Raw genomic sequence first — 6,053 nt, 5'->3', positions numbered from 1 at the left:
ATGTACGGGCCGGCGCATATCGTCGATGCCATCAACCGTATTCGCGGCCCCTTCAACGTCAACGCCACCGCGATCGAGGCTGGCATCGCCTCCATCCGCGACCGCGCCCATATTGAGCGCAGCGTGACGCATAACGAGAAATGGCTGACATGGCTCAGCGCGGAGCTGACCGGGCTCGGCCTGCGCGTCACGCCCAGCGTCGGCAATTTCGTGCTGATCCATTTTCCCGACGACAAGGAACATTCGGCGGCGGCCGCGGACGATTACCTGAGCGCGCGCGGCTATATCCTGCGCCGCGTCACCGGCTACGGCTTTCCCAACGCGCTGCGCATGAGCGTCGGCACCGAGGAAGCCAACCGCGGCGTCATTGACGCGCTGAAGACCTTCCTGAAAAGCTAGACACCATGGCATCACCGATGTTCGAGAAAATAGCGCTGGTCGGCATCGGCCTGATCGGCTCGTCGCTCGCCCGCGTCATCCGCCGTGAAGGCCTGGCGCGTCATATCGCCATCGCGACGCGCAGCGCATCGACGCTGAAGCGCGCCGAGGAGTTGGGCCTTGGCGATTCCTACACGACGGAGGCAAAAGAAGCGGTGGGCGATGCCGATCTCATCATCGTCTCGGTCCCGGTCGGCTCGTCCGGCGAGGTCGCGGCCGAGATCGCGCCGGCGCTGAAGAAGGGCGCCATCCTCACCGATGTCGGCTCGACCAAGGCTTCCGTCATCGCGCAGATCGAGCCGCACGTGCCGGAAGGCGTGCACTTCATTCCCGGTCATCCGCTGGCCGGCACCGAAAAGTCCGGACCCGATGCGGGCTTTGCCGATCTCTTCGAGAACCGCTGGTGCATCTTCACGCCGCTGCCGGGCACCGATCCCGCCGCGCTCGAGACGCTCTCGGAATTCTGGCGGCGCTGCGGCTCCAACATCGATACGATGGACCCGCAGCATCACGACATGACCTTGGCGATCGTGTCGCACCTGCCGCATATCATCGCCTACAACATCGTCGGCACGGCGGACGATCTGGAAGCGGTGACCAAGAGCGAGGTCATCAAATATTCCGCCTCCGGTTTCCGCGATTTCACCCGCCTTGCTGCCTCCGATCCGACGATGTGGCGGGACGTGTGCCTGCACAACAAGGACGCGATCCTGGAGATGCTGGCGCGGTTCTCGGAAGATCTGGCCTCGCTGCAGCGGGCGATCCGCTGGGGCGACGGCGAGAAGCTGTTCGATCTCTTCACCCGCACGCGCGCCATCCGCCGCTCGATCATCGAGGCCGGCCAGGATATCGATGTGCCGGATTTTGGCCGGCAGGCGGTCGAGCATCCCAAAGGGAACTGATATTCAGGTGAGGCCGGCCTGCGAATGCCGGCTTCCTGCGCTTCCGGTGCTCACGTATTAAAGTACGCTCCGCTCCGGTTCTCGGAAGCCACCATTCTCGACTCGGCCTGACCTGATCTCAGCTCCCTTTGCCTCTTCGGACTGGCGGCCAGTGCGCCGCCATCATGGCGAGCGTCTCGGCTCTGTCCGGCGCGCCCAGCCTGCCGCCGAAGCGCAGGCATTTGAGCGCGGCTGCGGCGCTGGCGAAGCGCAGGGCCTCTTCCATCGGCATGGCCTCGGCGAGGCCGACGGCAAAGGCGCCGTGGAAAACGTCGCCGGCGGCGAGCGTATCCACCGCCTTGACCTTCGGTGCCTCGACATGGCGTACGCGTCCGGTCGCCCGGTCGTGCCACCAGGTTCCAGCGGCGCCGCCGGTCACCGCGACAAAGGCATCGGTGCGCGAGGCGAGGTCGGCGCAAGCGCTTTCCGGGTCGAGCGCATGGCCGCAGACGATGCGCGCCGCAGGCTCGGACGCGACGATATGCGAGGCCGACGGCAGAAGCTGCTCCAGCACCTCGACGGGTGCTGTATCGGCATCCAGGATCGCCGGACGGCCGATCGATCGGGCAGCGCTCAGAGCGAGCGCCGCGGCGCCCGGCCAGCGGACATCGACCAGAACGGCGTCGAAGCCGGAGAGGTCGGCGAGCGGCAGCGTTTCAGGATCGGCCTGCGCCTTCTTGTCGTAGAAGGGGACGATGATGCGCTCGCCATACGCATCGACCACGATCGCGGCCAGCGCCGAACGCGCGCCGGGAACCCGGCGGATAAGGCTGCAGTCGATGCCTTCGGCCTTGATGTCGGCGATCAGCTGGTCGCCGACCGGATCGTCCCCCGCGCTTGCCCATAGCGAGACCTCGGCGCCGAGGCGATGCGCGGCGCAGGCGGCGCTCGTCGCCATGCCGGAAGCGATCTGGACGCCGTCGCTGGCGATGAACTTGCCCTGGTGCGCGGGCAGCGTCTCGACTCGGAGAATGGTGTCGAGGGTGAAGGCTCCGACGCTGAGCAGTCTGACCGGCTTCGCCATCGTCGTGTTACTCGAGCGGCTTGATCTTGCCGAGCGGAATGAAGCCGAGCGAAGCCTTACCCTTGACGATCTTCAGCGGCATCGACGGTTCCTTCCCGAGCATGGCCAGGGCGGCAAAACCCTGCTCGATTTCGCTTTTATGCTCGGGAACGGCCCCGGCGAGGATGGCCGCCACCGCTTTCGGGTCCTTGAGCTTGATCATCAGGTCCCCGTCGACCAGCCCTTCCGCATCGACGGAGACCGGTCCGGATACGGTGATGCGCGCGGTTCCCGACGACAGGTCGAGTTTGGTAATGTCGATCGACTGGCCGCGCAGGCTTTTCGGCGGGGCCGAGATCAACGCCACGCCGTTCTTCAGCGTCACGTCGCCGGTGCCGTCCAGCGCCGGCAGCACGCGTCCCTCGATAGCGTCCGCATTGATCTCCAGATCGCCGAAGCTGCCGACATAGTTGATGTCCTGGCCGGCCGGCTGCAATTGCCCGGCCGCCTTGCCGGCGCTAAACAGCTGCATCGGATCCGTGTCGTCCTGGGGGTCGGTCTGACCGTTCAGGCCCTCAGCCTGCAGCGAGACACTGCGCGGCAGCGGCCACCACACTTTGACCTTGGCCTGCAACTGGTCCCAGTCGATCCAGAGCGGCGGCATGCCGGGCGCGATCGTGCGCAGCGGCCCGCGCAGATCGGCGACCGGCGACAAGGGGCCGGTGATCGCGGCGACGGCGTTGAAGCTCCCGGTAGACGCAGCGACTTTCCGGGCGTCGTCCTCATAGGCGATGTTGTCGCAGGAGACCGTGAAGCTCATCGGAAAACCGCTGACGGTGAGGTTGGCGCAGCCGGCGGCGATCCCCTTGCTGCCCAGCCGCGCCACCGCCTGGTCGGCTTCGGTCTTGAGCCTTTCGGCGAGATAGAACCAGCCGCCGCTGTAGAAGGCGAATAGCACGGCGATGAACGCCGCGAGCCAAAGCAGCCGGCGGCGGGGTTTGGGCGATCGCTCGTCACTTGACGTCATGCTGCGGCTCTCGTTAACCCCGGCGTGCAGGCGTTTGCTTCACGCAAACAAGCGGGGGACAGAAGAAGCACTCTCCGGTGCGGTGTCGTTCACTCGAATGCGATCAGGCTTGGCGATATGGGCGATTTTTGGGTTTTTGGCTATGGCTCGCTGATCTGGCGGCCCGGATTCGCCCATGTCGAGACGCGCCGCGCCCGGCTTTACGGCTACCGCCGCTCGCTTTGCGTCTATTCCTTCGTGCATCGCGGCACGCGCGCACGGCCGGGTCTGGTGCTCGGCCTCGACCGGGGCGGCTCCTGCATCGGCCTCGCCTACCGCGTCCCCGGCAATCTGCGCGACGAGGTGCTTTCCTACCTGCGCGAGCGAGAGCTGGTGACCAGCGTCTATCTCGAACGCATGCTCGATGTCCGACTGGGCAGGGACGGGAAAGGAGAGGGCGTTTCGGTCGAGGCGGTCGCCTACATCGTCGACCGGCGGCATGAACAATATGCTGGCGCGCTCGATGCCGATCACGCGGCAAGGATCGTTCGCGGCGCCGTCGGCCAGTCGGGCCGGAATGAGGATTATGTGCTGAGCACGCTCGAGCATCTCGAGGCGCTCGGCATCCGCGATCACTGGCTGGAAGAGGTGGGCCGTCAGGTCTCGTCTTCGTGAAGTGCTGGTCCGATCAAAAAGCAAACCATGCCTTTGACCTCGGCCGGCCACGACCTAGCTTAGCGGCATCCCATCCCTGGGCGTCAGGCCCGTTCCAGCATCACGGAGATCAGTCTTGCAGAAACGCCGTCTCGGTCGCACCGACCTTTTAATCGCGCCGCTGGTCCTGGGCGGCAACGTCTTCGGCTGGACCGCCGACGAGAAGACCTCCTTCGATCTACTTGACCGGTTCGCCGGAGCCGGCCTGAACGCCATCGATACGGCCGATGCCTATTCGCGCTGGGTTCCCGGCAACAAGGGCGGCGAGTCGGAAACCATCATCGGCAATTGGATGAAGAGCCGCGGCAACCGCGACAAGGTGGTCATCATCACCAAGGTCGGCTCGGATATGGGCCAGGGCAAGCGCGACCTCTCCGCCGCTTATATCGAAAAGGCGGTCGAGGCATCGCTCAAACGGCTGCAGGTCGATGTCATCGACCTCTATCTGTCGCACTGGCCGGACCCGGCCACGCCTTACGAGGAAACGCTCGGCGCCTATCAGCGCCTGCTCGAAAAAGGCAAGATCCGCTATCCGGGCTGCTCCAATCTCGATGCCGGCCAGTTGCGCGCGGCGCTCGACGTGGCCAGCCTGCGCAGCCTGCCGCGTTACGAGGTCCTGCAGCCTGAATACAATTTGTACGATCGCTCATCGCTCGACGGACCGCTGCTCGATCTCTGCAAGGCTGAGGATATCGGCGTCATCACCTATTTCAGCCTGGCCAAGGGATTTTTGAGCGGGAAATACCGCAGCAAGCCCGATCTCGGGCAAAGCGCGCGCGGCGAGGGCGTGGCCGGCTACCTCAACGAGCGCGGCATGCGCATCCTGTCCGCGCTCGATGCAGTGGCCGAACGCCATTCGGCCAAGCAGGCGGAAGTGGCGCTGGCCTGGATCATCGCGCGTCCAGGCATCACCGCGCCGATCGCCAGCGCCACGACGCCGGCCCAGATGGACAGCCTGATCCGCGCCGCATCGCTCAAGCTTTCGGCCGACGATGTCGCGGCGCTCGACCGGGCCAGCTCGTAATCTCAACACGCCTTGGCGCAGTCGATACTCGCACGATCATCCAAGACGGCCATGACGGTCCCTCCTAAATCCTGCGCATCGCGGCAGGAGGAGGTTCGGCATGGCTGGTGGTGTTCTGGGCGATCCACAATCCTGGCAGCAAGTGCTGGCGCTTGTCTTGGCCGCGACGGTCGTCATGGGCAGTCCGGGACCGGCGACGATCAGCGTCACCGCCGTCGGCGCGGCTTTCGGTCTGAGTCCTTCCCTGAGTTACACCGCGGGCGTCGTGCTCGGCACGATCGCCGTGCTTCTGGCTGTGGCGGCCGGGATTTTCGGCATGTTGACCTCGGTACCGGGAGTGGCGCCGGTGCTGGCGATCCTTTCGGCCGCCTACATCCTCTATCTCGCCTTCAAGATAGCGACGGCGCCGCCATTGGCCGAGCGCGGCAGCACGGCGACAAAACCCGATTTTCTCGGCGGCTTCGCGCTCGCCGCCGCCAACCCGAAGGCCTATGTGGCGATTGGCGCCGTGTACGCCGGCGCGGCGTCTCAGCCCGATCCGCTCGGCATTTTCACCAGGCTGCTGGTGCTTGCCGCGATGATTGTCGCCATCCACGTCGTGTGGCTGCTCGCAGGAACGGCCTTCGCACGGTTCCTGCGCCATCCGCTGGCGTCGCGGGTCATCAACCTGGTGTTTGCCGCGACGCTGGTGCTGACGACCTTGCTGGCGGTGCTGCGGTAGCGGATCAGGTCCTGGCCGTTACGCCGAGTTCCGCTAGGCGCTTGACCGCCGTCGGCGGCATGGGCGGCGGGTTCGGCGCCTGCGCGGCCTCGACAAGCATCTGGTCGCAGGCGGCTTCCGTCTCGCCGATCAGCCGCTGCATGAATTCCTCCTTGCCGAGCCCTGGTGGAATCGGCGGCAGGAAGCGGGCCTTGATGGTGCCCGGA

The 6,053-nt window shown here is 65.7% G+C and carries 7 protein-coding genes and 1 pseudogene; 5 read left to right on the top strand and 3 right to left on the bottom strand.

What is annotated here, in order from left to right:
* Positions 1-399, top strand: a 399-nt coding sequence (locus tag EOA24_RS24685; RefSeq protein WP_127410149.1) for an aminotransferase class I/II-fold pyridoxal phosphate-dependent enzyme, incomplete at its 5' end; no start/stop codon positions are given.
* 5 nt (positions 400-404) lie between these two features.
* Entirely contained in the window at positions 405-1,340 is a 936-nt protein-coding gene (locus tag EOA24_RS24680; protein WP_189343059.1) for a prephenate/arogenate dehydrogenase family protein, read from the top strand.
* Between the two features lie 118 nt (positions 1,341-1,458).
* On the opposite strand, the gene EOA24_RS24675 is transcribed toward EOA24_RS24680, so the two are convergent.
* A complete protein-coding gene (locus EOA24_RS24675) occupies positions 1,459-2,403 on the bottom strand; it encodes a sugar kinase (protein WP_126081015.1) in 945 nt (314 codons plus the stop codon).
* A 7-nt stretch (positions 2,404-2,410) separates the two neighbouring features.
* Positions 2,411-3,409 carry a DUF2125 domain-containing protein gene (locus EOA24_RS24670; RefSeq protein ID WP_126081016.1) on the bottom strand — a complete coding sequence of 333 codons (999 nt, stop codon included), beginning with the start codon at positions 3,407-3,409 and terminating at the stop codon, positions 2,411-2,413.
* Between the two features lie 117 nt (positions 3,410-3,526).
* Between EOA24_RS24670 and EOA24_RS24665 the strand changes: the two genes are divergently transcribed.
* The 3 genes from EOA24_RS24665 to EOA24_RS24655 all read left to right on the top strand — a co-directional run bounded on the left by EOA24_RS24665 (position 3,527) and on the right by EOA24_RS24655 (position 5,847).
* The gene (locus EOA24_RS24665; protein ID WP_126081017.1) at positions 3,527-4,063 is read left to right on the top strand and encodes a gamma-glutamylcyclotransferase; all 537 of its coding nucleotides are present in this window, start codon (positions 3,527-3,529) and stop codon (positions 4,061-4,063) included.
* Between the two features lie 115 nt (positions 4,064-4,178).
* Complete coding sequence (locus EOA24_RS24660; protein WP_127252565.1) at positions 4,179-5,126, top strand: aldo/keto reductase; 948 nt, start codon at positions 4,179-4,181, stop codon at positions 5,124-5,126.
* 100 nt (positions 5,127-5,226) lie between these two features.
* On the top strand, positions 5,227-5,847 hold the full coding sequence (locus EOA24_RS24655) for a LysE family translocator (RefSeq protein WP_126081019.1): 621 nt from the start codon (positions 5,227-5,229) through the stop codon (positions 5,845-5,847).
* A gap of 4 nt (positions 5,848-5,851) precedes the next feature.
* Here the strand turns inward: EOA24_RS24655 and EOA24_RS24650 are convergent.
* Positions 5,852-6,053, bottom strand: a pseudogene (locus EOA24_RS24650) (1-acyl-sn-glycerol-3-phosphate acyltransferase); the annotation flags it as partial.

This window comes from Mesorhizobium sp. M2A.F.Ca.ET.039.01.1.1 (genome assembly GCF_003998035.1).
Classification (GTDB): Bacteria; Pseudomonadota; Alphaproteobacteria; order Rhizobiales; family Rhizobiaceae; genus Mesorhizobium.
Note: the sequence above shows the minus strand (reverse complement) of the source record. Positions and strands in the feature narration are given on the sequence as shown.